A 22,534-nucleotide genomic window follows, 5' to 3' on the forward strand; every position below is an offset into this window, starting at 1 on the left:
ACTGGAAAGCCGTTGAAAAGTTTTACAAGCGCCATGCCAAGGGGTATAATAGTCTTATAGAAGCTAAAGAAGATTTAGAAAAAGATATTCTGTTGGCACTCTCGAAAGCCTCGCAAGAGGAATTAGTAAACGTTCTAAGTGAATATGCATCGAGCAACTGGCGGACTAATGAACCTTATGCAGAATGGTTTACACTTTTTATACGTGACGGAGGGACGCAGAGTGCCCGACTAGATAAATTATTTAAGGAGGTGTTTAGGCATGTTGATGACTAAAGAGCAATTAAAGCCTTATAAAGGACTGGCTGAGATTTATAAGCCCTACCTTAAAATAACTGATAAAGGGCATCTATACCTGCCCGAAGACGCTCCGGAATCGGCAAAAAAAGCGTGGGCCAAGCAGTTGGAATTGGATAAGCAATGCGAGGAGTGGGGCTAATACACTCCGAAAAATATATTAAAAGCCACCCAACCGGGGTGGCTTTTGTGTTGAAAGGAGATTATTTATGAAAGTGCTTTCAGGTTTAACGGAGGAGCAATTGGAGCAGGCTCTGGCCTTGGTTGAGAAATTAAATTACAGGCAGTGGTCAAGGCTTTCAAGCGCCATAGAACGTTTGTACACAAGTAAGGTCCCCCAAGTTACTCTGGGAGACCTTGAAAATGAGCGAGAATTACTGCAACAATTATTGATGTAGCTTATTCTGATGTTGAAACGACTTGGAGGAAAATAGGGTTGATGCGATAGGTAACGCCTTTGTAGTAAATTAGAACATAATCAAGTTCCTTGAATTGGTGTTCCTCTTCGCGTTTTTCGGGCGCATATACATCTGCTGAGTTACGCCACCAATCTAAAGGCGCTTCCCTATGCAACCCCATAACGCAACTAGGATCATCTCCTAAATCAACCCATTCACCTAGTAGGCACGCATAAATCTTAGTCATAAAATTCACCCCCTTTCTCGATACATTTATATTATATATTTTAAGAGGAGGCAAGCCATGGCCAAAGATGACTACCACGTTATCGTCTACTACCTACTTAGCTACCTGTACGACTGCCTGAAAAAGGGCAGGCCGGTAGATAAAAGCATTATCCGCCTGGAGGCCTATCCGGAGGAAATAGATCCGGACTACTATAGGTACATCCTTGAACACCTGCTGAAAGACGGCCTAATTGAAGGAGTATCCATACACGAAGTACCCATTTTAGGCCAGCGCAATGCCAGTCAATTGCGCGGCTTGGACAATATGCGGATTACCCCGGCGGGTATCGCCTACCTGCAGGAAAATAGCTTCATGAAAAAGGCCTATGAGACCTTAAAGGCCTTGAAAGACATCATGCCCTTTATCTAGCCAAGGAGAAGCCCATGGACAAGAAAGAAGTAAGCGGATGGCTTATGGACCTAGCCCTACAGGTAGCCGAAATCATAGCGGAAAAACGCCCCGGGGCCGCTGTCATCATTGACGCCAGCGGGGTACGGTTTGTAGAGACCGCCAAACACCTCCCGGCGACTGAACGTAAAAAGACCTGAGGTGATCCACTATCTCCCGTGCAGGGTTAAGCACAATATGTTTGATAACCTTTCAAAATGTGGTATAATCTAAGTAAGACAGAGCCTTTGCCGCCTGTCAAAAGAAGCCAATGCCAGCATGTATGGCACAAAAAACCACCGGGGGTGAGCCGGTGGTTTTTCTTTAGGCTGGTTGTCATTTGCTTTCTTCCTTATCCAGCCATTTGCAGATGAGGTGAGTAATGACACCTGCTATGATAGGGAAAGCTAAAGAAGCCAATACTTCTAGCATGCATGACACCTCCCTTCCGTTGCCGGAATGGGTAATGACAACAGAAATAGTATACCATACCGACCTGGACAAGTCGTTAAAAGGTCTATTTTCTATACCTAAAATTGGTTGCCCGACCTAAAACGGGAACGCCCGGTCATGGCGACGACCTAAAAAGCCTAGGCGAGAGAGGAGACCCCATGAATACAGACACCCTGAAAAAGTTAGGCCTAACCCAAGAGCAAATAGATGCAGTCATGGCAGAAAACGGTAAAGACATCAAGGCCGAGCAGGGCAAGGCGGAGAGCCTGAAAAAGGAAAGAGACACCCTCCAGGCCCAGCTGGTCGACGCCACCGAGACCATCAAGGGCTATAAGGACATGGACATTGATGCCATTCAGAAGTCCGCTGACGACTGGGAGGAAAAATACAAGGCCAGCGTCCAGGAACTGGAAGATCTCCGCTTTGATAGCCTCCTAGACAAGGGGCTAACCGGGAGCGGCGCCTACGACGCCGACATCGTGAAAAAGCTCCTGGACCGGGAGGCTCTCCTGGTCAAAGACGGCAAGCTAGAGGGCCTAGACAAGCAACTGGCCCACATGCAGGAACATCGTCCCTACCTATTTGCACCGCAAGAAAAGCCAGATGAGCAGCAAGAGACTAAGCCCGAGGGCAGTGGCTTCAAGCCCTTTGTCCCTCCGGCCGGCGGCGATGGCGCCGGAGGCAAAACCTCCATGGCCCAGGAAATCGCCGCTATTTTTAACCCAAGCCAAGCGGCAGATACGAAAGGATGAAGAATAAATGGCAATTAATACCTTAGAATTTACGACTCTAATGCAGACCAATCTGGACCAGCACATCGTGGCGGGGGCCGTTACCGGCTTTATGGAAGCCAATGCCGGCCAGGTCCAGTACAATGGCGGCCGAACCATCAAGCTGCCGACCATCTCCACCACCGGCCTGGCCGACTACGACCGGGACAAGGGCTTTAATAACGTCGGTTCCGTCACCCTGGAATTTACCCCCTACACCATGACCCAAGACCGTGGCGCCAGCTTCCAACTAGACGCTATGGATGTCAACGAAACCAACTTTATCGCCACTGCGGCCAACGTTATGCGGGACTTCCAGACCAACCACGTCATCCCCGAGATTGACGCCTACCGCCTGTCCACCATCGCCCAAAAGGCCAAAGAGGCCACCAACAATGAGGCCCTGGCCCTGACCGCCGACAACGCCTTCGCAAAGGTCCGGGAGCATGCCAGAGCCGTCCGTGACTATGTCGGTCAGCAGGTACCGCTTGTTTGCGCCATCACCGGTGAGGCCATGGCCTTAATCGAGGACAGCGACAAGTTCCAACGGCTGGTCAACATTGTTGGCACCGGCGCCCAAGATTTGAACCTCGGCATCCGGTCCATCGACGGGATCCAATTTATGATCGTCCCCGGTGGCCGCATGAAAGACAAGTACGAGTACTTAACCGGTGCCGGTGCAGGCAGTGCTCAAGAGAAGTTTGGCTTCAAGCCGGCCAGCGACGCTAAGGACATCAACTGGCTGCTCTTCCCGAAAAACGTGCCGATTGCCGTATCTAAGACTGATACCGTCCGCCTGTTTACGCCGGAAACCTACCAAAACGCCCACGCCTGGAAAATCGACTACCGGAAATACCACGATTTGTGGGTCAAAAAGAGCATGCTGAAAGCCCTGTTTGCATGCACCAAGGCATAAGGAGTGACAATACATGACCCTATACGTCATGGAGTGGGAGGCGGCCGTCAAGACCATTGACGCCGCCAACACCGCTAAAGTGGAAGAACTGCAGGACCTAGGCTACCGGATCGTGGCTACAAAGGAGACCGCCCATGCAGCTAAAGCTAAAGCAGAAGTACAAGCGGCAAAAAGTCCCGAAGCAAAGCCCAAATCTGGGCTCAGTGATTCGGGGCTGACCGTAGCAGAGATTAAAGCCCGCCTGGAGGCCGCCGGGGTGGGCTATCCCGGCAGCGCCAGAAAAGACATGCTGGTGTCCATCGCCCAGGCAAATGGGGTGGCGCTATGACGGCCGACGTCATCGACGCTTACGCCCGCGATTTAGCCATTAAGCTCCGGCCCTATATCCGCCAGCAGCTGGAAAGCAAGCTCCAGGTCCTCACTTTTTGCGAACCTAGCGATGACGAAATCGAGGCCATCGCCTGGGAGGGCATTGTTGACCTCCTGTACGATTGCAACCGGACCGATATCCCGTCCCACGCAGAGCTCCGGCTGGCCCGCTGGCTGGCCCTAAAGGTGCTGGTCCAGGACGCATCCTTTTCCCGGGCCCGGGCGCTAGCCGAAGAGGCCGAGAGTACAACCGGTACCGTCCAGTCCGTGACGGCCCTGTCGACCAAGGTGGACTACGCAGTCCCAGATAAGAAAAGTCGGCAGCTGGAGAGCCAGCTCCGGGCCTACGAGGCCAAGGCTGACGACATCTACCGGAAGCTGGTCCACAGCCTGCGCCGGTTCCCCCGGTGGCCGAGGCGGTCCTATGATTAATTGGGCCGCCCACCGGGCACAGGTCGAGCAGCTATACGAGGACCGGGCCACCATCATCGTTGCCCGGATGCAGCGGGACCCGAAGACCCACGAAACCGCCGAGGTATGGGTCGATACAGACACTTACCCCTGCCACTTGGACTGGCAGGGGGCCGGCATCGAGGCATCAGACACCGTGTCCCGGCAGAGCCAAAGCGTCCAGGTCATCCTGCCACCGGAGGCAGATATCCCGCCCGGCTGCCGGATGCGCATCCAGCTGGCGGCAGGTAAAAGCATTTTGTTCAAGGCCTGCTCGCCGATCGCCATTAAGCCCTCCCACCAACTGGTGGGCCTAGAGCTCCCGGAGGCGGTGGTCTGATGGCGGGGCGGGTCGATTTTAGCGAGTTTACCGGCTGGCTGGAAAATATGGACCGGATAAGCGACCCCAAGGCCACAGAGGCCTTTATGCTATCCTGCGTGGACCGCCTGGGGAGCCAGGTCTTGAGGCGGGCCATTGACCGGACCCAGGTCGGCAAAGACAGGCGGGTTAGGGGCGTGCCAATAGAAGGCGGCACGCTAAAGGGGAACTGGCAGCAAAAGCCGGCTAGGCACACCGGTACAGTCTACAAGAGCGTGATTTTTAACAACACGCCTTATGCCATTTTTGTAGAAAAGGGGCATAGGATTGTCCGGGGCGGTCGGACCATCGGCTGGGTGCCCGGGCAGTTTATGCTGGAGTCGTCGCTGAAAGAGGTCGAGGCCACCATCCCGACCTACCTGGACCGGCGGCTCCAACGGTTTATTGAAGAGGGGTGGATGTGATGCTGGAAAAGCTCATCATAGCGGTACAGGAGAGCCTGGAGGAGGCCTTCGGGCTACCCATACACGGTAAGGCCGTCGAGGAGGGCCTCAAGCTACCGGCCCTATTTGTGTCCTTGCTGCCTATCACGACAACACCCTTTTTAGACAAGAAAGGGATGCACCGGCTGACCATAGCCGTCGACTATGTAGACGACGATATGACGGCCCGGGAGATGGCAGGGGTCCACGCTAAGCTGTTCAAGGCCCTACGCTACGTCCAGGATGCCGACGGACACCTCCACCGGGGCTGGGATATCCGGCAGACGACCACCGAGGAGAACGTGCCACAGATGGTCGTCAGCTACTCAGTCGTGTTTGACCAAGACAAAGACATTGAGTATGTCGAGCGGCTCCTGCAGAGCCAATACATGAAGAAAGAGCAGACAGATATGTGAAAGGAGCAATTATATGAGCGGATGGGGCGGCGGTTTATATACCGTCCAAAACAAAGAAATTCCCGGCGCATATTTTAAATTTGAAAGCGAGCCCTCCACACCTAACGTGTTCTCGGACCGGGGCGTGGTGGCCGTCGCCGCAGAGCTGGACTGGGGCGCCGAGGGTAAGGTCGTTACGATTGACCGGGAGACCTTCCTCCGTCAATCGGACCAACTCTTGGGCTATGCCTTTACGGATAGTGAGCTAAGGCCCTGGCGGGAGTTATTCGTCGGAGCTAATAAGGTCCTGGTATATCGCCTGGGTAAAGGGGTAAAAGCCAGCAATAAATTAGCCGAGGCTGTCTACCCGGGCACAGTAGGCAACCTCCTAGCGGTGGCCATTGAGGCCACAGGCGACAAATTCGACGTGGTGACCTACCTACGGGGCCAGGAGGTCGACCGACAAACAGTCAAGGCGGCAGCAGACCTTAAGGCAAATGCCTGGGTTACCTTTAAAAGCGGCGACCTGGCCAAGGCGGAGGCCCTACCCCTCACTGGCGGCACCAGCGGCACGGCGACCGGCACCGACCACCAGAAGGCCCTGACGGCCTTTGAGGGTTACCGGTTTGACGTCCTCCTGTGTGCCTCTGACGATAAGACCACCAAAAAGCTGTACGTGGAGTGGACCAAGCAGGCGGTCCGGGAAGCGGGCCTTTACCACCAGCTGGTGGCCCATAATCTGGAAAAGGCCGATGACGAATATATCATTAACCTGTATAACACCGTCACGGACCCGGGGGCGCCTAAACACGCCCTGGCCTGGTACCTGGCCGGAATTGAGGCTGGGTGCGCTGTCAATAAGGACCTGACGGCCCATGCCTACCTAGGCGAGTACGCCATCGACACAGAAGGCCTAGGGGCCAGCAGGCAGAAAGAATTAAAGGCCCAAGGCCGGCTGGTGTTCATCAACGTGGACGATACGCCGACCGTCTTTATGGACATCAACAGCCTACACACCTTCAGTCCGGAGCACGGCGAGGACTTCCGCTATAACCAGTGCATGCGGGTCCTGAACCAGCGGGCCAACGACGTGCAAAAAATCTTTACCCGCTTTTACCTGGGCAAGGCCGGCACAGATGCCGACAGCCGGACTATGTTTAAAAACGATATTGTCAATAACATGACCAATGGCATGATCGCTGTCGGCGCGGTTAAAAACTACCTGCCTGAGGACACCATCGTTGATTTGGGTCAAGACCCCCGGAGCTACCATGTCCGGGAGCGGATTATCCCCAACATGGCCGTCCTCTACCTCTACCAAGACATCTACATCGCACGGGAAGGGAGTGCTAATTAATGGCGATTCCGTCTTTTTTAAATAACGACGTCATCAATGTTGAGAACCTTGTTGGCGGTACAGAGGCCCGGTGTTTTGCCGTCTTCCCGGATGGCCGACGCTTTAACATGGGCAACTTTATCAACCTAGAGGCCAAGCAGGACTTTAAGAAGTCCAAGGCCCCGATTTTAGGGAATCCCGGTGGCGGCAACCGCAAGGGGGCCCCGACCAATAAAATTACCGGGAAGGTCCACTACAACAATAGCTTGTTCCGCCGCTTTGCCCAGGAGTACCAGCGGATGCGGAAGGACCTTTACTTTGACATGGTCATTGTAAATAGTGATCCAACGTCTACGGTCGGGGAGCAGCGGGTCATCCTCCACGGGGTCAACATGGACAGTACCGTTATCGCCAAGTTTGACGCCGAATCTGAATTCCTGACCGAAGACTTCTCCGCTACCTTTGAGAGCTGGGAGCTGGATACTGAATTTAACAATACAGGCGTTCGTGAAGCCTAATTGAAAGGAGCTTATCCATATGGAAACAACCCTGTCTGAGTTTTTAGAGTGTGTCCCGGAGCTGCCGGAAAATGTAAAATATGTCGCATCCGAGCGGTTCAAAAGCCCCACTACCGGGGAGCCGCTGGAGTGGGAAATCCGACCCCTGTCCAATGCGGAGTCCGAGCGCATCAAGGTCCAATGCCAAAAGGAGGCCACCAAAAAGGGCCGGCTGAACCAGGCCCGGTTTACCAAGCTATACAATGACACCGTCATGGTGGAGTGCACTGTCTTCCCGGACCTCCGCAACGGCCAGCTGCAAGATAAATTTGGTGTAAAGTCCGCCGACCCGGTAGAGCTTTTAGGCAAAATGCTCTGCCTGCCCGGTGAATACAACGGCTACCTAGAAAAGGTCACCGAGGTGAATGGCTTTGTCGTCAACCAGTACGAAGAGGCTGCAGAAGAAGCAAAAAACGATTAAAGGGCAACGACTTATTTTTTAGCGTTGCCTATTTTTGTGCGGTCAAGATGGGCCGGTTTCCCCATGAGTACGCCAACCTGCCTGCCCGGGAGCGGGCCCTGGTAGACGCCATAGCGCTGGAGTGGGCAGAAAATGAGCGGAAAGCGGCCGAGGCCGCCCAGTAAAGCGAAAGGAGGTAAGCGATGGGAACCGTAAGAGGCGCCATGATTTTAGACGATCGGATGACCAGCGTACTCAAGGCCACCACCCAGGCCCTGCACATGGTCGTGGACGGCATGGCCAGCATGAATGATGAGATGGGCAGGACCCCGGACATGTCCCAGCTGGCCGCGGCTAAACGGCAGCTACAGGGCATAGACCGGGACTTTGCCAGCATCGAGCGGGAGGTTGGGGCAGCTAATGCTAAGCAGAAGCAGTTTAACACCAGCCTCAATAATGGTGCCAAGCACGCAGGGCTGCTGGAGAGCAAGATGAAGGGCGTCTTGGCGGCAGTTGTCAGCGTGGCCAGTGCCGCCAGCGGGCTCAAGGCCTTTGCCAACTACGCCGACGATATGGCCCGGATAGATGGGCGCATAAGCATCATCAATGACGGCCTCCAGACCAATGACGCCATCCAAGAGCGGATTTTACAAAAGTCCTATGAGTCCGGGGCGAATTTTAAGTCCATGGCCGATATGGTCAGCCGGATAGGCACATCGGCCTCCGGAGCCTTTAAAAACACCAATGAGATCGTGGACTTCGCCGGAGAGCTCAATAAGATGTTCGTCATCGCCGGGACATCGGCCCAGGGCATCGACGCCGCCATGCTCCAGATGACCCAGGCCCTGGCCAAGGGCAAATTGCAGGGGCAGGAATTTAACTCCATCATGGAGCAGGCCCCGGGCGTCATCAACGCCATAGCCAAGCACCTGGGCGTATCGACAGGCCAGCTGAAGCAGATGGCGGCCGAGGGGCAGATTACATCCCAGGTTATCAAGGACTCGGTCCTGGGGGCGGCAGCAGAGACGGCGGAAGCCTTTAACCAAATCCCCTGGGACCCTGACCGGCGGCATCGCCAACCGGCTCAAGACCGCCGTCACCATGGCCCTAAAGCCTGCCGCCGGGCAGTTTACCGCCCTGGTCAACAGCGAGGAGTTCCACAAGGCCTTTGAGGGGCTGGTTCAAGCCGTATACGCTTTCGGTCGGGCCCTTCTGGTCGTGGTCAATATATCCGCGGCGGTGTTTAAGTTTATGGTCAACCACTGGGACGGGCTGAAATTTATCATTCTGCCCTTGGTATCAGTTATTGGCGTTTTGATGGTAGCTGCTCTAGTCAAGATGGCCGCAGTAGCTGTCATGGCCGGGGTCTCTATGTTTGCGTCCATGATGCCGGTGCTGGGGCCCTTAATGCTCATAGCCGCCGGGATTACCTGGATTACTTTGGGCCTGCAAGGTATGGGCATTAGCTGGCAAGACGCTGGCCGAGCCGCCGTTGGCGTGGGCTATGCCATTATGGCCATGCTCCGCAACCTAGACCGGAAGGTCTATAACGCGGCGGAGTGCCTCCGGACCTGCTTCCGCAATGCCTGGGAAAAGGTTAAAGAGAGTGCTGCCAGCGCACTGAACTTTATAGCTACAGAAGCCAATAAGCTCTTCGCCAAGTTTAATACAAAGCTAGCCAAGGCTGGCATTCACGGTATTCGTTTTGACATGCTGGGCGAGGTGCACTACACAGCCGATTATGCCGAGCCTAAGACGGTGGCCTATGAAAGTATCGGCGATGCCTATAAAAAAGGCCACGATGAAGGCTTTAATTCAATCGGCGACAAGGTTGGCGGCGCTCTGGACCGGCTCAGCCAGGTCCAAAAGAACCTGTCCAAGGGCATCGGCCAAGCGGCCTACGACCAAGCCGTCCTAGCCACTGATGACGGGGCAGGCGGTAAAACCGCCGGTGACCGGGTCCGGGCAGGTAAGCTGGATAAGATCGCCGGTAACACCGATAAGATTAAAGAAAGCCTAAAAATCGCCAACGAGGACCTGGCCTATATGCGGAAATGGGAAGAGGGGCGCCGGGCCGCCCAGTACAACATTGAGAACAAAATCAAGGTGGAGACGACCATCGACCGGCCCGATGCTACCTTTGACATCGATGGTTACACCCGCGACCTCGGCGTTGGTCTCCTGACCCAGCTGGACATTACGAAAGGGGGGCTCAGTCCTGAATAAAGACTATCAACCCCGGGTGGACTATAAGTACATGACCGAGCGGCCACCCGACTACCATAAAAAGGACCTGGCCATCCAAGCCTACATCGACGAGCAGATTGCTGAAAACCGAGCAGAGCGGGACCGGCTTAAGGCCCGGAAAAAAGAAGAGTATGCCCGAAACTACGCCAAGTTTGACCTATTCCAGGGCGGCACGACCTACGACCCCTACGCCGCCACCAAGGCCGAGCGAAAGGTCGAGGCCCTCCGGCTGAAGATGGATGCCCAGCAGCTCAAGGAGATGGCGGAAGACGCACGGGCTGAAGCGGAAAAAGCCAAGGCCAACATCGTCAAGCAGCCGACCGACAAAGAATACGACATTCTGACGCAAAAAGAGATTGACAAGCGGATAGCCGAATCTAAGGCCTATGCCGCCCAGAAAGCGGCCAAGGCGGCCGACCTGGAGGCCAAGTATCTCCAGGTCCTGGCCCAGGCCAATAGGACTGACCGGTACGCCTACTATGACCTGGCCGCCAGCCAGTATGAGGTCTACTTTGGAAAGGAACTCATGCCCATAGCACCGGCAGAGATTAAGACGTCTATTGAAAGTAATGACGAGACCTTCCAGCTGGTCACCGGCCAGGGCTTTATTATCCCGGAAATGCCTAAGCTGACTAAGATGACCTTTACCCTCTGGCTCCCGGCCCACCCCTACCCCTGGGCTCAGTACCGGGGCGGTTTTAAAAAGCCGGTCTATTACCTCAACCTGTTCGAAAAGCTAAAGGTCGCCTGTAAGCCCTTTGACTTTGCCGTCATCCGCAACCACGATAAGAGCACCAACTCCGACACCTACATGAAGATGGTCATCAGCGATTATGTCATCAATGAGGATGCGGACGGCCTGGTGGACGACATCGAGGTGGACATCAGCCTCCTGCAGTTTAATGATTTAGTATCTACATCAGTTAAGCTGGCGACCAAGGACGGCAAACCGGTGGCGACCACAGATAAGACCCGGCCAGGTGGGCCTGACCGGCCTAAGACCTATACGGTCAAATATGGGGACACCCTGTGCGAGCTGGCCAAAAAGTACCTGGGGGACAGTGGCAAGTGGAAAGATATATACGATCTGAACAAGTCAAAAATCCAAGACTACAACCGGGTACCGGCAGGGACGGTGTTGCGATTTGAGTGAGAATACTGGATACACGCCCCACAAATGGCGGGTGGAAATAACCAACCCCCGACTGGGGAAGACCTTCCGGCCGGTCCTAAAAGAGCCAATAAAAGTCACCTGGAAGCGGGAAGGGGAGCCAGGCAAGCTGGAATTTACCACTGCCAAAAACGGAGACCTATCCTACCAGAATGGGAACATGGCCATCCTTTTTTGTGACGAGGACCCTGTGTTTGTAGGCTGGATCTTTACCAAGTCCCGAGGCGACCTAAAGACCATTGACTGTGTGGCCTACGACCAAATCCGCTACTTAAAGTACAAGGACACCATCCAGTATGATAGCAAGTCTTACGGAGACTTGGTCAAGATGGTCGCCGGAGACCACAACCTGCAAGTCGGGGAGGTGGCCGAAACCGGTGTCAAAATGTCCCGGACAGAGGAGGATGTGGAGCTATATGATATCTTTGATAAGGCCTACCAAAACACCCTCATCGAGGGCGGGGAGGCTTTTGTTCTCTATGACAATGTGGGCAAGTTGACGCTCAAAAACATCAAGGATATGGTCTACAGGGGTAAGGTCTTTGACGCTAAGGCCATGCAGGCCTGGGAGTATACAAATACCATCGACGAGGGCACCTATAACCGGGTCAAGATTACCGTCAAGGATGACGCTGCCGGCCAGGCGGAGACCTTGGTGGCGGAAAACCCGGAGCACATCAAGGACTGGGGCGTCTTGCAGTTCCATGCAGTATCTAATGAGCCCAAGGAGCTCATCAAGATGAAGGCAGACGACGTGCTGAAAAAGGTCGACCGACCGGTCCGGAAGCTGGCCCTCAAGGGCGTCCTGGGCGACATAGCCATTAGGGGCGGGTCGGTGATTTATGTCAACCTCCCCTTGGGCGACATGCAGGCCAGTGCGGCCTTTTGGGTGGAGAGTGTGACCCACACCATCCGGGGCAACAGCCACTTGATGGACATGGAAATCCAGAATGAAGACTTCTTACCGGCCATTGATGTGTCAGGCGTCTTTAAGAACGAGCAGAAACAAGCGGCAGACGGTGGCCTGGGCGATGGGACCTTCCACGCCCTGCCGGGGAATACCAATGCAGAACGGATATGGAATGCCTTCCGAAAGATGGGCTATAGCGCCGCAGCTACCGCCGGCATCATGGGCAATATCTGGCGGGAGAGTGGCTTTAACCCGACGATTGCTGAGACGGGCAACACTGGACACGGCCGCGGGCTGTGTCAGTGGGATGTCCGCAACCGCTGGCAGAACCTCATCCAATGGGCCAGCGCTAAGGGCCTGGATTACCGTAGCATTGAGGCCCAGTGCGGCTTTGTGGACTATGAGCTCAAAAGTGGCGGCCTAGCCTACTGGCTCAACAAACATGGGTCGCTGGAGCAATTTAAGCAGGCAAGAGACCCAGCCTGGGCAGTTGCCTGGTTTTATGATGTCTTTGAGCGAGGGTTGAGGCGCGATAGCGATATCGCTAAGTCTACACCGGTGGCCCAGCGCTATTTTAACCAGTGGAAAAACTATGGGATGACCGTCGGCGGAGGCAGTGCACCGGCCAAACTTATGGCGGCCATCAATAGCACCCCCTGGCCGGGGGCCAGTTTGTGCGCCACCTGGGTAAGCCGGGTCTTTAACCAGGTGACAGGCCAGTACCCGGATGGCAACGGGAATGACATGACCCGAAACTGGTGCCATAGTAGCAACCTCAAGGACCTCCGGCCGGGTATGGTCATCGGTTGTGTGGTTAGCCCGTATGGCCTGGGGAGGACCTACGGCCACATAGCCATATACGCCGGGGGAGACACGGTTTATAGCAGTGAGGGTAGCGGGATTGTCAAATATACTGTCAAAAAATTCATAGCAACCTATGGCCCGGCAAGCGGTGGCTCTCAAGTCCGCTGGGGCTGGATGCTGAATACGCCGCTGAGTTAGGAGGAATAGCAGTGGATACAAGATCCCTACTAGACGCCATTAAGCAGATTGCCGGGACGGTGTACGAATCCCGCAAGCCTGCCCGGGTGACCTATGCCAAGCTGACCTCCATCAGTCCGGTCGCCTTCCAGAAGAATATCAAAGTCAAATTATCCAAAGAACTGAAGAACTTGGTCCTGCCTTACGGAGTAACATTTTTACCAGAAGATGTAGGGTCTACCCATGTTTTCTTGCAGGACGAGGGTGGCCAGGTCTTTTACTACTTATACATGAAGGAGTGATGGCATGATCCCAGAAATGCCGGATACCTGGCGGGAGGCCGCCGGCGGCTATACCGAGGTCCTCAAGCCCTCCCTTACCTGGTGGATGGACGCTGAGGCCCTCCGCATCCGGGGGTACGCCGCCGAGGTGCAGGCCGTCGAGCAGGCGGTCTATACAACCCTACGGACCGAGCGATACAAGCATGTCATTTATAGCGATAGTCACGGCCTGGAGATAGCCGACCTCATCGGCCAGCCTAGACGGCTCATCTATGCCGCCCTGTGCCGACGGATACCGGAGGCCCTCCTCATGGACGACCGCATCACGGGCGTAGACGGCTTTTACCTAGACGAGCAAGCCAGCCAGGGCCATGACCTGGCCATAGGCTTTACGGTACACACAAAATACGGATCCTTAGACGGAAGGGAAGTGATAAGCGGTGTGGGAGGATAAAACCTACGAGAATTTACTGGCGGATAAGCTAAACCGCGTCCCGGACCAGTACGACACCCGGGAGTCGTCCTTGCTTTTTAACGCCTTGGCCCCGGCCTCCATGGAAACCATGAAGCTCTACCTGGACATGGCCTGGTCCTATGACCAGATGTTCCCGGAGACGGCCAACCGGGAAAACCTCATCCGCCATGCCCGCCTTTTGGGTGTCTTCCCTAAAGACGCCCAGCCTATGCGGCTCAAGGCCGAGTTTGATGCCCCCATCCAGGCAGGGGACCGATTTAACCTGGACAGGTACAATTTTTATGCGGCTGAGATGGTGGATACCAAAGGCGGCGTTTTTACCTGGATTTTAGTCGCCGAGGAGGTCGGTGCACTGGACCTGTACCCGGTAGGGTTGCCGCTAACCCCAATAAAGGAAATCAAGGACCTAAGCCGGGCCGAAGTAACCGGCCTCATCGAGCCGGGCCGGAACGAGGAAGAGACAGAGCTCTTCAGAGAGCGGTTTTTTATCGAGATCCAACGCCAGGCCTATGGGGGCAACATCGCAGACTACGAGCGGATGCTCTCCACCGTCAACGGTGTGGGGGCCTGCAAGGTCCTCCCCCACCACAAAGGGCCGGGGACCGTCGGCGTGATCATCGTTAATGACAGCTTTGACGTGCCATCGACGGAGCTGGTGCAAAGGGTCCAGGAGGCCATTGACCCGCCGGGCTACACCGGCGAGGGCAAGGGGCTGGCCCCCATCGACCACCAGGTGACCATCATGGCCGCCAAGGCCGACAAGGTGAATATCAAGCTCACCTTGACCTATGCCCCAGGGTCCTCCTGGGCAAGTCTAAAAAGTCGAGTTATCGAGACCCTCCGGGCCTACTTTGACGAGGTGCGCCGGGGTTGGACCAGCAGTGCGACACTAAGGCTGTATACATCACAGGTCGAGATGCGGCTCTTAAAAATACCGGGCATAGTAGACGCCCAGTACACTAGATTTAACGGCGTAGATGATAATCACACCGTGCCCGACGGCGCCATCCCGGTCCTGGGTGAGGTGACGGCATGAACTGGTACTTTATACGAGATATAGGCCTACTCTGCTACCTGCCGCCGGTCCTTCAGGACTATGAAGAGCTGGCCGTGCTGGCTGATGTCGAGGAAAGGACTCTCATCCAAGCCCTGCACGATGTTAACCGTCTGTATGCCGGTATTTTTATCGACACAGCAGACGGCGAGGCCCTGGCCCTCTTAGAGCGGCAGTGGGGAATCGCCCCGCCGGAAGACGCCACCCTGGAAGATCGTCGGCTGGCTGTAAGGGCCCGAATGGTCAGTATGGCCGCCCTTTATACTAAACGGTCCTTATACGCCGCCCTGGCTGCCCTGTGCGGTAGGGATGGCTTTAGCCTGGATATTAGCCATAGCAAGTACTCTGTATCGGTCCTGATTGAGCTGAAGAGTAAAAATCAGGCAGAGGCCGTCCGAGGTATGCTCCATGATATGCTACCGGCCAATATGGTCTACCAAGTAGACATCCGCTACAACCAGCACGCCACCCTGGGCAGGCTGACCCATGGTGAGATGGCGGCATACACCCACGACCAGCTCCGGACCGGCTTCAAGGTGCGTGAATTAAGCCTAGCGAAAGGATGATAAAAAGGTGAGAACCTCGGACAGACTTGGGCTTAAGCTGCCCTTTTCCGACGATTTTTATAACATACAAGATTTTAATGATAATTTTGAAACCTTGGAAAAAGACATTGAAGAAGTAGAAGGCCGGGTCAAGCAAAGCGCTACTGAAGCCATCACAACCTTTGACTGGCTTGCAGGCCAGCCGGGGGTGACGTATGAGGTCGTGCCGCAAGACAACGGCAGCTATGACAAGTGGCTGGAGACCTTGACCAAGGACAACTCTCAAATCGCCCGGCGGGCCAGCACCGAAAGCCGGGACGGCTGGACGGTCGAGGTAGAGCTTACGCTACCGGGCAAGGCAAAGGTCAGCCAGATGACAACCTGGACCGAGACCGGCGATGTTTGGAAAGGAGTGACAGCATAATGGACGTAATTAGCTTATCGGCCATAAAAAAGGCCAAGGAGGCCCTAGAGGGGAAAATTAATGCCATCCAAAGGGGCCAAAAAGATGATAGCAACACACTCAGCCGGATAGAAGACGGAGTAGGCAATCTACCCGGCTATGTTAATGGCGCCCAGGCAAGCATTGTGGATGAGTGCCAGACAATCAAGTTAAAGTTGACAGATGGGATATCCACCATAACCGGCAAGCTAACCGACCGGCTGGACGCCAAGGTATCCAGCCGGGCCAGTGCCGCCGACTGGACCGCCGACCGGGCAAGGAAGGTAGACCACCTGGATGTGAATGTGTCCAGCCGGGTAAGTCGGACGGACTTTAACCTTTGGAAGGACGAGCAAAACATCCTCCGCCAGACGACAGATGAGGTGCTGAACCGGATGGATGGGCGGATAGATGTAGACGTGTCCAGTCGTGCGAGTGCCAGCTACTATACACCAGCTAGAGCAAGCAAGCTTGACCGGCTGGATACAGATGTGTCTAGCCGGGCCAGTGCGGCGGCATTACAAGAGCTTAAAAATAGAGGCACGATAAAAAGAGTGCAGCGGGGGCAAATTGCTCCGAAAACAAGAGGGTGGGACGAACGTTATAATATCAGCAGAGATTTGTTTAAGGAAATAACCCTGCCATATGCTGTTAATCCAGATAAATCTACCGTGTCTGCCTCAGCACTATGGAATATGTCTCATGGGTCAGGCTGCCGTGGAGGCGTAATATGCAGCTTAATTAACGGCAATACATTACAGATTGGCATACCTTTTGGTGGCTACTTAGAAAATGAATTTTACATTACCTGGACAGTAGAGGAGTGGTATTAATGCTCTATCTCGTAGAAGTAGATAAAACCGGTAACAGCCTGCAACTGGCTGTAGTTGACGGAAAGCCTGAAGACTTTACCAATAGACCAGAGTGGGTGGTCTTTAACGATTACGATAGTGCACAAGCAGTCCTAGGCAAGCGACTTGTAGATGGTGAGTGGCAAGAGGTCCTCCAGGAACCACCCGCCCCACCTAAGCCCGAGCCGCAGCCGATGGAAAAAGACCTGTTAGCCATCATGGATGGCGTTGCTGCTACATACGAGCGGCAAGAAAAAGGCAACCTAGACATCATGGAAGGTATCGCAGGCCTCTATGAAGCCACGATGACAGGAGGAAATCCAAAATGATCTATATCTATGCAACCCTAGTCAAAGCCGGCAGACGGACCCTGGACCAGGTGCCAGCCCACCTGCGGGAGGAAGTCAAAAAGCTGCTGGAAGAAGAAAATGACAAAGCTGAGTAAAGCGCTCCTAACGGGCGCTATTTTTATACTCATTTTTAAGCTCAGGAAAGGAGGTGAGAATATGGTAGCTATCTATGTAGCCCTTATCATCTACGGCCGCCGGACCATCGACACCGTGCCCCGGCACCTGCGTGATGCCGTGCTGGCAGACCTTAAGGCCCTAGGCCTGGATGGGTACGGCAAGGCTTTGCCGGCAGAAGGAAAACCGGCTGAGTAACCACGCTTGCAAGAGTCATAAGCAGGTGGTATACTACAAGTAGGCAAGAAAAGAGAATGCCGCATATAAACACAAAAATACCCCTCGACCGCCATCGAGGGGTATTTTGTTGGGCTAGTTGTCATCATGCTTGCCATCTAGCCACTTGCAGATATAATGGCAAATTATACCTGCCGTGATGGAAAGCAGAAAAGAGAATGCAACGACCATATAAACACCTCCCATCTGTTGTCAGATTGGAGGATGACAACGACAATAGTATACCATACCGCCTACCTGGGCGGTATTTTTTATGGAAAGAAGGTGCGTAGTATCGCCCACATCGTACAGCAAATACTCGACTGGTCCGTCATCACGGCCTTGACATCGCTTTTTTCAGCCGGTGGGGTCGGGGGCCTCCTTTGGCGGCAGCTGACGCATAACCGCCGGCAGGATAAGGCCCTGCTGGCCTTATTGCATTTTAGGCTTTACGCCAATGCGGAGGACGCCTTGAAGAAAGGCTATACCACGGTGGCCGACATAGAGGACCTTGAGAACCTCTACGCCGCCTACAAGAGCCTAGGTGGCAACGGCACCGGAGAAAAACTCTACAAGGACAGCATGTCCCTACCCGTCAGAAAGGAGCAGAAAGCATGATAAATTGGAAGCTAAGATTAAAAAACAAGCCGACCCTCGTGGCCCTGGTGGCCTTAGTGGTCGGCTTTATTTATCAGGTGTGCGGGGTTTTTGACATCGTCCCCGCAATCAGCCAGGAGGCCATCGTCCAGGGCCTAGGTATTGTCATCAATCTTTTAGTGGCCCTGGGGGTCATCGTCGACCCGACGACCGCAGGGGTCAAGGACAGCCAGGCGGCTCAAGCCTACCTAAAACCCCGTAAGGACGCTGACCACATCGCCCCGGAGGTAGAATAATGGTAAAAATCGGGATTGACCCCGGCCATGGTGGCGCCGACGCAGGCGCCTGTGGCATGGGGTACCAAGAGAAAGACATCGCACTAGACGTGGCCCTAAAGCTCCGGGACCGGCTGGCAGCCGCCGGGGTAGAGGTGGTCATGAGCCGAGACGGCGACTGGAAGTACTACCTAGACCAGGGAGCTGATCTAACCCGCCGGGCCCAGGTTTTTAATGAGGCGGGGTGCGATGCGGTCATATCCCTACACCTCAACTCCGCCATGCAGCCCGCCTGGGGCGTCGAGACCTACACCTGGGACGGCAACAGCGTGGCTAATGCCTTTGGCGATGCGGTCCATAATGCGGTAAAGCACCTGGGCTCGGTGGACCGGGGTCGCAAGTGGGCCAATTTCGCCATCATCCGGGAAACTGATGCAGTGGCCTGCCTGGTCGAGATGTCCTTTATCAATTCTGACGATGTCTACAACGTCGCCGGTAAAGAGGACACCTGGGCCGATGCGCTGTGCAAAGGCATTTGTGGGTACTTTGGCCTAGCCGCCAAGCCCGCACCGGCAACCCAGCCCCAGCATCCGTCTAGCGACGCCATCATCGCCCCCGCCTCGGCCACCGTCGACCAGGGACGGGCCTGGGCCAAGTCCAAAGGGGCTGCCCCCTGGTTCATCGACCAGGCACAGACCTACTGGGACGTGGCTACCAAGGCGGGAGTTAACCCTGCGGGCGTATACGCCCAGTCTGCCATTGAGACCGGCTTTGGTAACTTTGGCGGCGTCATCGACGAGACCTACAAAAACCCCTGCGGCCTCAAGCGGACCGAGGGCGGCGGGAACTACGACCCAGGGGCCCACATGCGGTTTACCGACTGGCAGGAGGGCGTCACGGCGCAAGTACACCATCTACTGCTATACGCCGGCCAGCCACAAAATCCCACACCAGACCCGCGGCACTTCGCATGGCTAAGCGGCAAGGCCAAGACCTGGCAAGCCCTAGGCGGCAACTGGGCGCCCAGCACCGCATACGGCGATAAGATCGTCGCCCTTATGCGAGAGATCGAGAGCACTCCAGCCGCTAAGCCGGCTAAAGCAAAGGTCCCCGAGTGGGCCCTGGATGACTACACCAAGGCCAAGGAAAATGGTTTTATAGACGGCACGCGGCTGTTTGACGCGCCGACGCGGCTAGAGCTCGCAGTCGTCGCCCAGCGAGTGTACGACAAGCTAAAAGAGCGCTAACAAGAAGAGCCCGACCGGTCATGGTTGGGCTCTTTTTATTGGGCTTGAATTGGTGTAGTTTTGGGGGAGTTTATGGTGTAACGTAGCCACTGCAGGGTAAGCATTTAAAGCATTAAACCCCTTGGTTAAGCGATTTTCAAGCTATCGGAAGACACAGAAATGTATCACCTTAAATCCTTGTGCCCCCGTCAATTAAAGATCCCTTGTCATGGTTGCCATGGCAAGGGATCTTTTTGTTTTTATAGACTGTGGTGGGACTTTTGGTTTGGCTTCAACCGGGGGCTGAGGCTTTACGGAAGATTTACCGGGATTTTGTGAAAATGCCGGCGAGATGGTTTATACTGACCGTGAAGATAGGATACTTTAAGTCAGATGGAGGGAAGGTTTATGAACATGACAGGGGTTTCGGGTTCGGCTCTTATTATTGTTCATCAACCCAGCACCTCTATGTGCTTAGAGCAATATATGTAGGCCGTCCCTCAGGGGCGGTCTATTTATATATACTTGCGACATGGAAGGAGGGGTGGCAGTGGCTTTGCCGATGCAGAAAGGATGGTGATCCAGTATCTCCCGCGCTGGGTGACGCGTCGACCTGAGCAAGTCGCAAAACGGCTTTATTTTTCGGCAAAAAATACTGATAATTCTGATTAAATATAGTCACCAGGCTAAAACTGGTGTATAATATAGGCAATCGCCAAAAGGGACCCTTTCTAAATAAAAAGACAAAAAGTTTTCATAAAAAGCCCTTAAATATAATTGAATAATGATAATACATTCAATAAGCGGACTTGTGATTAAGGGTACAACCTGTTATAATGTATTTATAAAATATGCTGTTTGTTTTGTGGCCGTTTGTTGTTCAGTAAGATTAGAAATAAGGAGGACACATTATGTCTAAGAAAATCGTTTTAGCCGGCGCTTGCCGTACTGCTGTTGGTAAAATGGGTGGGACTTTAGCCAATACATCTGCTACGGATTTAGCGACGCATGTTATTAAAGAATCCATTAAACGTGCCGGGATTAAACCGACCGATGTAGACCAGGTACTCTTAGGTTGTGTGTTGCAGGCCGGTTTAGGGCAAAACATGGCGCGGCAAGCTTCTGTGAATGCCGGGCTCCCGGTTGAAGTACCGGCTATGACCCTGAATATCTTATGCGGGTCCGGTTTAAATGCGGTCAATACGGCTGCCTTTATGATCCAGGCCGGGGCGGCTGATGTCATTATTGCCGGTGGGGCAGAAAACATGAGTGCCTCCCCCTATCTCATCCAAAAGGGCCGGTATGGCTACCGGATGGGCCATGGCCAACTTCTGGACAGCATGATTAAAGACGGGTTAACGGATGCCTTTAATGACTACCACATGGGGATTACCGCTGAAAACGTCGCTGAAAAATATGGCTTAACCCGGGAAGAATTAGACGAATTTGCTGCCTGGAGCCAACAAAAGGCCTGCAAGGCGATTGCCGATGGCAAGTTTAAAGATGAAATCGTACCGATTGAAATCAAGAAGAAAAAAGAAACCATCGTTTTCGATACCGATGAAGGCCCCCGTGAAGGGACAACGGCTGAAGGTATCGCTAAGATGAAACCGGCCTTCAAAGAAGGCGGCGTGGTCACTGCGGCTAATGCTTCCGGGATTAATGATGGGGCTGCTGTGGTCATCGTGATGAGTGAAGAAAAGGCCAAAGAACTGGGCGTGACCCCGATGGCTACCTGGGTTGACGGTGCCCTGGGCGGTGTTGATCCTTCTATCATGGGGATTGGCCCTGTGGCTGCTACCCGGAATGTTCTGGAAAGAACCGGCCTGAAAATCGAAGACTTTGACTTGTATGAGGCCAATGAAGCCTTTGCTGCCCAAGCTGTGGCTGTCGGTAAAGATCTGGGCTTTGACAATGATAAATTAAACGTCAATGGTGGGGCTATTGCCCTGGGTCACCCGGTTGGCTGCAGTGGGGCCCGGATCCTGGTCACCCTGCTTTATGAAATGCAACGCCGGGATGCCAAACGCGGCCTAGCCACCCTCTGCATTGGCGGCGGTATGGGTGCTGCGACGGTTATTGAACGCGAATAGTTGGTTATTTCGGAGGACATGATTGTTTAGGAAATAAGGAGGCAAACATGGAATTCATTAAATACGATGTCAACGGCCGCGTGGCGACCCTGACCATTGACCGTCCCAAGGCCTTAAATGCCCTTGGGTCTCAAGTACTGGATGAACTGAACCAAACGATTGATGCCATTAACACCGATGAGGTATGGTGCCTGATCATTACCGGTGGCGGGGAAAAAGCCTTTGTTGCCGGGGCAGATATTGCTGAAATGAAGGAAATGACCCAGGCCCAAGGGGCAGAATATGCCCGCAAGGGGAATGACATCTTCCGTAAAATCGAAAAATTACCGATTCCCGTCATCGCAGCCATCAATGGCTTTGCCTTAGGCGGCGGGAACGAACTGGCCATGAGCTGTGACATCCGTCTTTGCTCTGACAATGCCATGTTTGGCCAACCGGAAGTTGGCCTGGGGATTACCCCCGGCTTTGGTGGGACCCAGCGGCTGGCCCGGGTGATTGGCTCCTTATCTAAGGCCAAAGAACTCATCCTGGTCGGTAAAAATATCAAGGCCGATGAAGCCTTGGCCATTGGCCTGGTCAGTGCGGTTTACCCCTTGGCAGAGCTAATGCCGGCAGCTGAAAAAATGGCCGGCCGGATTGCCGGGAATGCACCGATTGCTGTCCGCCACGCCAAGGAAGCCATCAACCGCGGGATCCAAACGGATATTGACAGCGGTGTAGATATTGAAGTCGACCTTTTCGGTAAATGCTTTGAAACGGCTGACCAAGCAGAGGGTATGGGCGCTTTCCTGGAAAAACGGAAAGAAAAGACCTTTACCAATAAATAAGTTTGTATGCGAACGGACCGTTCGTAAATATAATCGTCAAGTGGCGTCATAAGCGCCGGAAA

The 22,534-nt window shown here is 54.2% G+C and carries 34 protein-coding genes; 33 read left to right on the plus strand and 1 reads right to left on the minus strand.

Features of this window, described 5'->3' with window-relative positions; translation table 11 throughout:
* The 3 genes from ACKQTC_RS02990 to ACKQTC_RS03000 form a co-directional block, all read left to right on the plus strand.
* The coding region (locus ACKQTC_RS02990) for a hypothetical protein (RefSeq protein ID WP_408976946.1) at positions 1 to 275 on the plus strand (275 nt) is incomplete at its 5' end.
* The gene (locus ACKQTC_RS02995; RefSeq protein WP_408976947.1) at positions 262 to 438 is read left to right on the plus strand and encodes a hypothetical protein; all 177 of its coding nucleotides are present in this window, start codon (positions 262 to 264) and stop codon (positions 436 to 438) included. The genes ACKQTC_RS02990 and ACKQTC_RS02995, both read left to right, overlap by 14 nt.
* Positions 439 to 505: 67 nt before the next feature.
* Positions 506 to 694, plus strand: a complete 189-nt coding sequence (locus tag ACKQTC_RS03000) for a hypothetical protein (RefSeq protein ID WP_408976948.1) — start codon at positions 506 to 508, stop codon at positions 692 to 694.
* Between the two features lies 1 nt (position 695).
* Here ACKQTC_RS03000 and ACKQTC_RS03005 read toward each other — a convergent pair whose 3' ends face one another.
* Positions 696 to 941, minus strand: coding sequence for a hypothetical protein (locus ACKQTC_RS03005; RefSeq protein ID WP_408976949.1), 246 nt, complete (start codon positions 939 to 941; stop codon positions 696 to 698).
* Positions 942 to 998: 57 nt separating this feature from the next.
* Here ACKQTC_RS03005 and ACKQTC_RS03010 point away from each other — a divergent pair, with 57 nt between their 5' ends.
* The 30 genes from ACKQTC_RS03010 to ACKQTC_RS03155 all read left to right on the plus strand — a co-directional run bounded on the left by ACKQTC_RS03010 (position 999) and on the right by ACKQTC_RS03155 (position 22,472).
* On the plus strand, positions 999 to 1,352 hold the full coding sequence (locus ACKQTC_RS03010) for a YjcQ family protein (RefSeq protein ID WP_408976950.1): 354 nt from the start codon (positions 999 to 1,001) through the stop codon (positions 1,350 to 1,352).
* A 14-nt stretch (positions 1,353 to 1,366) separates the two neighbouring features.
* On the plus strand, positions 1,367 to 1,531 hold the full coding sequence (locus tag ACKQTC_RS03015; RefSeq protein WP_408976951.1) for a hypothetical protein: 165 nt from the start codon (positions 1,367 to 1,369) through the stop codon (positions 1,529 to 1,531).
* 450 nt (positions 1,532 to 1,981) lie between these two features.
* Positions 1,982 to 2,575 (plus strand): phage scaffolding protein, encoded by a 594-nt coding sequence (locus tag ACKQTC_RS03020; protein WP_408976952.1) that lies wholly within the window; start codon positions 1,982 to 1,984, stop codon positions 2,573 to 2,575.
* Between the two features lie 7 nt (positions 2,576 to 2,582).
* Positions 2,583 to 3,509: a hypothetical protein gene (locus ACKQTC_RS03025; RefSeq protein ID WP_408976953.1), complete on the plus strand. Its 927-nt coding sequence runs from the start codon at positions 2,583 to 2,585 to the stop codon at positions 3,507 to 3,509.
* Between the two features lie 13 nt (positions 3,510 to 3,522).
* Entirely contained in the window at positions 3,523 to 3,837 is a 315-nt protein-coding gene (locus ACKQTC_RS03030; protein WP_408976954.1) for a hypothetical protein, read from the plus strand.
* Positions 3,834 to 4,310 carry a hypothetical protein gene (locus tag ACKQTC_RS03035; RefSeq protein WP_408976955.1) on the plus strand — a complete coding sequence of 159 codons (477 nt, stop codon included), beginning with the start codon at positions 3,834 to 3,836 and terminating at the stop codon, positions 4,308 to 4,310. Before ACKQTC_RS03030 ends, ACKQTC_RS03035 begins: the two co-directional genes overlap by 4 nt.
* Complete coding sequence (locus tag ACKQTC_RS03040) at positions 4,303 to 4,668, plus strand: hypothetical protein (RefSeq protein WP_408976956.1); 366 nt, start codon at positions 4,303 to 4,305, stop codon at positions 4,666 to 4,668. Before ACKQTC_RS03035 ends, ACKQTC_RS03040 begins: the two co-directional genes overlap by 8 nt.
* Positions 4,668 to 5,111, plus strand: coding sequence for an HK97 gp10 family phage protein (locus ACKQTC_RS03045; protein WP_408976957.1), 444 nt, complete (start codon positions 4,668 to 4,670; stop codon positions 5,109 to 5,111). The genes ACKQTC_RS03040 and ACKQTC_RS03045 overlap by 1 nt, the downstream gene beginning before the upstream one ends.
* Positions 5,111 to 5,545 carry a phage tail terminator family protein gene (locus ACKQTC_RS03050; RefSeq protein ID WP_408977113.1) on the plus strand — a complete coding sequence of 145 codons (435 nt, stop codon included), beginning with the start codon at positions 5,111 to 5,113 and terminating at the stop codon, positions 5,543 to 5,545. The genes ACKQTC_RS03045 and ACKQTC_RS03050 overlap by 1 nt, the downstream gene beginning before the upstream one ends.
* A gap of 13 nt (positions 5,546 to 5,558) precedes the next feature.
* Positions 5,559 to 6,881, plus strand: coding sequence for a phage tail sheath subtilisin-like domain-containing protein (locus ACKQTC_RS03055; RefSeq protein WP_408976958.1), 1,323 nt, complete (start codon positions 5,559 to 5,561; stop codon positions 6,879 to 6,881).
* Positions 6,881 to 7,378, plus strand: coding sequence for a phage tail tube protein (locus ACKQTC_RS03060; RefSeq protein ID WP_408976959.1), 498 nt, complete (start codon positions 6,881 to 6,883; stop codon positions 7,376 to 7,378). The genes ACKQTC_RS03055 and ACKQTC_RS03060 overlap by 1 nt, the downstream gene beginning before the upstream one ends.
* A gap of 19 nt (positions 7,379 to 7,397) precedes the next feature.
* Positions 7,398 to 7,838, plus strand: coding sequence for a phage tail assembly chaperone (locus tag ACKQTC_RS03065; RefSeq protein WP_408976960.1), 441 nt, complete (start codon positions 7,398 to 7,400; stop codon positions 7,836 to 7,838).
* Between the two features lie 182 nt (positions 7,839 to 8,020).
* A complete protein-coding gene (locus ACKQTC_RS03070; RefSeq protein WP_408976961.1) occupies positions 8,021 to 8,989 on the plus strand; it encodes a tape measure protein in 969 nt (322 codons plus the stop codon).
* Positions 8,919 to 10,043 carry a hypothetical protein gene (locus tag ACKQTC_RS03075; protein WP_408976962.1) on the plus strand — a complete coding sequence of 375 codons (1,125 nt, stop codon included), beginning with the start codon at positions 8,919 to 8,921 and terminating at the stop codon, positions 10,041 to 10,043. The genes ACKQTC_RS03070 and ACKQTC_RS03075 overlap by 71 nt, the downstream gene beginning before the upstream one ends.
* Before the next feature lie 16 nt (positions 10,044 to 10,059).
* Complete coding sequence (locus ACKQTC_RS03080; protein ID WP_408976963.1) at positions 10,060 to 11,217, plus strand: LysM peptidoglycan-binding domain-containing protein; 1,158 nt, start codon at positions 10,060 to 10,062, stop codon at positions 11,215 to 11,217.
* Positions 11,210 to 13,147, plus strand: coding sequence for a phage tail tip lysozyme (locus ACKQTC_RS03085; RefSeq protein ID WP_408976964.1), 1,938 nt, complete (start codon positions 11,210 to 11,212; stop codon positions 13,145 to 13,147). Before ACKQTC_RS03080 ends, ACKQTC_RS03085 begins: the two co-directional genes overlap by 8 nt.
* An 11-nt stretch (positions 13,148 to 13,158) precedes the next feature.
* Positions 13,159 to 13,428, plus strand: coding sequence for a hypothetical protein (locus ACKQTC_RS03090; RefSeq protein WP_408976965.1), 270 nt, complete (start codon positions 13,159 to 13,161; stop codon positions 13,426 to 13,428).
* 4 nt (positions 13,429 to 13,432) lie between these two features.
* On the plus strand, positions 13,433 to 13,861 hold the full coding sequence (locus ACKQTC_RS03095; RefSeq protein ID WP_408976966.1) for a DUF2634 domain-containing protein: 429 nt from the start codon (positions 13,433 to 13,435) through the stop codon (positions 13,859 to 13,861).
* Entirely contained in the window at positions 13,848 to 14,918 is a 1,071-nt protein-coding gene (locus ACKQTC_RS03100) for a baseplate J/gp47 family protein (protein ID WP_408976967.1), read from the plus strand. Before ACKQTC_RS03095 ends, ACKQTC_RS03100 begins: the two co-directional genes overlap by 14 nt.
* The gene (locus ACKQTC_RS03105; RefSeq protein WP_408976968.1) at positions 14,915 to 15,502 is read left to right on the plus strand and encodes a putative phage tail protein; all 588 of its coding nucleotides are present in this window, start codon (positions 14,915 to 14,917) and stop codon (positions 15,500 to 15,502) included. The genes ACKQTC_RS03100 and ACKQTC_RS03105 overlap by 4 nt, the downstream gene beginning before the upstream one ends.
* Before the next feature lie 94 nt (positions 15,503 to 15,596).
* Positions 15,597 to 15,905 (plus strand): hypothetical protein, encoded by a 309-nt coding sequence (locus ACKQTC_RS03110; protein ID WP_408976969.1) that lies wholly within the window; start codon positions 15,597 to 15,599, stop codon positions 15,903 to 15,905.
* The gene (locus ACKQTC_RS03115; protein ID WP_408976970.1) at positions 15,905 to 16,756 is read left to right on the plus strand and encodes a hypothetical protein; all 852 of its coding nucleotides are present in this window, start codon (positions 15,905 to 15,907) and stop codon (positions 16,754 to 16,756) included. The genes ACKQTC_RS03110 and ACKQTC_RS03115 overlap by 1 nt, the downstream gene beginning before the upstream one ends.
* Positions 16,756 to 17,103, plus strand: coding sequence for a hypothetical protein (locus ACKQTC_RS03120; protein WP_408976971.1), 348 nt, complete (start codon positions 16,756 to 16,758; stop codon positions 17,101 to 17,103). The genes ACKQTC_RS03115 and ACKQTC_RS03120 overlap by 1 nt, the downstream gene beginning before the upstream one ends.
* On the plus strand, positions 17,100 to 17,219 hold the full coding sequence (locus ACKQTC_RS03125; RefSeq protein WP_408976972.1) for a CD1375 family protein: 120 nt from the start codon (positions 17,100 to 17,102) through the stop codon (positions 17,217 to 17,219). Before ACKQTC_RS03120 ends, ACKQTC_RS03125 begins: the two co-directional genes overlap by 4 nt.
* Positions 17,220 to 17,280: 61 nt before the next feature.
* Positions 17,281 to 17,436 (plus strand): CD1375 family protein, encoded by a 156-nt coding sequence (locus tag ACKQTC_RS03130; RefSeq protein WP_408976973.1) that lies wholly within the window; start codon positions 17,281 to 17,283, stop codon positions 17,434 to 17,436.
* A 243-nt stretch (positions 17,437 to 17,679) separates the two neighbouring features.
* Positions 17,680 to 18,072, plus strand: coding sequence for a hypothetical protein (locus tag ACKQTC_RS03135; RefSeq protein ID WP_408976974.1), 393 nt, complete (start codon positions 17,680 to 17,682; stop codon positions 18,070 to 18,072).
* On the plus strand, positions 18,069 to 18,347 hold the full coding sequence (locus tag ACKQTC_RS03140; protein WP_408976975.1) for a phage holin: 279 nt from the start codon (positions 18,069 to 18,071) through the stop codon (positions 18,345 to 18,347). The genes ACKQTC_RS03135 and ACKQTC_RS03140 overlap by 4 nt, the downstream gene beginning before the upstream one ends.
* On the plus strand, positions 18,347 to 19,573 hold the full coding sequence (locus ACKQTC_RS03145; protein WP_408976976.1) for an N-acetylmuramoyl-L-alanine amidase: 1,227 nt from the start codon (positions 18,347 to 18,349) through the stop codon (positions 19,571 to 19,573). Before ACKQTC_RS03140 ends, ACKQTC_RS03145 begins: the two co-directional genes overlap by 1 nt.
* A gap of 890 nt (positions 19,574 to 20,463) precedes the next feature.
* The gene (locus tag ACKQTC_RS03150) at positions 20,464 to 21,645 is read left to right on the plus strand and encodes an acetyl-CoA C-acetyltransferase (protein ID WP_408976977.1); all 1,182 of its coding nucleotides are present in this window, start codon (positions 20,464 to 20,466) and stop codon (positions 21,643 to 21,645) included.
* Between the two features lie 47 nt (positions 21,646 to 21,692).
* On the plus strand, positions 21,693 to 22,472 hold the full coding sequence (locus ACKQTC_RS03155; protein ID WP_408976978.1) for an enoyl-CoA hydratase-related protein: 780 nt from the start codon (positions 21,693 to 21,695) through the stop codon (positions 22,470 to 22,472).
* Positions 22,473 to 22,534 lie beyond the last annotated feature (62 nt).

The sequence above is a fragment of the Peptococcus simiae genome, assembly GCF_046097595.1.
In the GTDB taxonomy this organism is placed as follows: domain Bacteria; phylum Bacillota; class Peptococcia; order Peptococcales; family Peptococcaceae; genus Peptococcus; species Peptococcus simiae.